Below are 1,394 nucleotides of genomic sequence, written 5' to 3' on the forward strand. Positions count from 1 at the left end.
TCAAATACGACACCATGTTGGCGTCTTACGTTTACAACAGCGTAGGCGGCAAACACGACATGGACAGCTTGGCACTTCGTTTCCTACAACACAGCTGCATTTCATTCGAACAAATCGCGGGTAAAGGTAAAAACCAACTGACCTTCAACCAAATCGAGCTTGAGCAAGCATCGCCATACGCAGCTGAAGATGCAGACGTCACGCTTCGCTTGCACAATCGTCTGTTTGCTAACATCGAACAAGATGAAAAGCTAAAATCGGTTTACGAAGAAATCGAAATGCCGCTAGTCCCTGTTTTGTCTCGCATTGAGCGCACTGGTGTTCTGATTGATGACATGAAGCTGAGCGCTCAATCGGTAGAAATCGCGGCCCGTTTAGAAGAGCTTGAACAAAAAGCTTACGAAATCGCAGAACAAGAGTTCAACATGAACTCGCCGAAGCAGCTGCAAGCTATCCTATTTGAAAAAATGGGCCTACCTGTTGTGAAAAAAACGCCATCTGGCACACCTTCAACCAATGAAGAGGTGTTGCAAGAGCTTGCGTTGGATTACCCACTGCCAAAACTGATCCTAGAATACCGTGGCTTAGCGAAGCTGAAGTCGACATACACAGACAAGCTGCCGAAGATGATCAACCCTTCAACTGGTCGTGTACACACCTCTTACCATCAAGCGGTGACTGCGACAGGTCGTTTGTCATCTACCGATCCAACCTTGCAGAACATTCCAATCCGTAACGAAGAAGGTCGTCGTATTCGTCAGGCGTTTGTAGCTCCTGCTGGTTACAAGATTCTGGCTGTCGACTACTCGCAAATCGAGCTGCGTATTATGGCGCACCTTTCTGGCGACCAAGCGCTGCTTGATGCCTTCCGTGATGGTAAAGACATTCACGCCGCAACCGCAGCAGAAATCATGGGAGTGTCTATTGATCAGGTATCCAGTGAGCAGCGTCGCCGTGCAAAAGCGGTGAACTTTGGTCTGATTTACGGCATGAGCGCATTCGGCTTGGCAAAACAGCTGGGTATTCCTCGTGGTGAAGCGCAAGCTTATATGGACAAATACTTCGAGCGTTACCCAGGTGTAATGCAGTACATGGAAGACACGCGCAGCGCAGCAGCTGATAAAGGTTATGTAGAAACCATTTTTGGTCGACGTTTGCATTTGCCAGAAATCAAATCGCGTAATGGTATGCGTCGTAAAGCAGCAGAACGAGCGGCGATCAATGCGCCAATGCAAGGCACTGCAGCGGACATTATTAAGAAAGCGATGCTGCTAGTGGATCAATGGATTCAAGAAGAAGGCAATGGTCGCGTAAAACTTTTGATGCAAGTACACGATGAACTGGTATTTGAAGTCGAAGAGTCGTCTTTGTCCGAAATTGAAAGTAAAGTACAA

Annotated in this window: 1 protein-coding gene; it reads left to right on the top strand. The window is 47.6% G+C overall.

Annotation, left to right across the window (positions count from 1 at the left end; all coding sequences use genetic code 11):
* A partial coding sequence (gene polA / locus R7035_RS25320; protein ID WP_318146334.1) for a DNA polymerase I occupies positions 1-1,394 on the top strand: 1,394 nt, incomplete at both ends.

This window comes from Vibrio sp. 1731, assembly GCF_033339955.1.
Taxonomy (GTDB): domain Bacteria; phylum Pseudomonadota; class Gammaproteobacteria; order Enterobacterales; family Vibrionaceae; genus Vibrio; species Vibrio alginolyticus.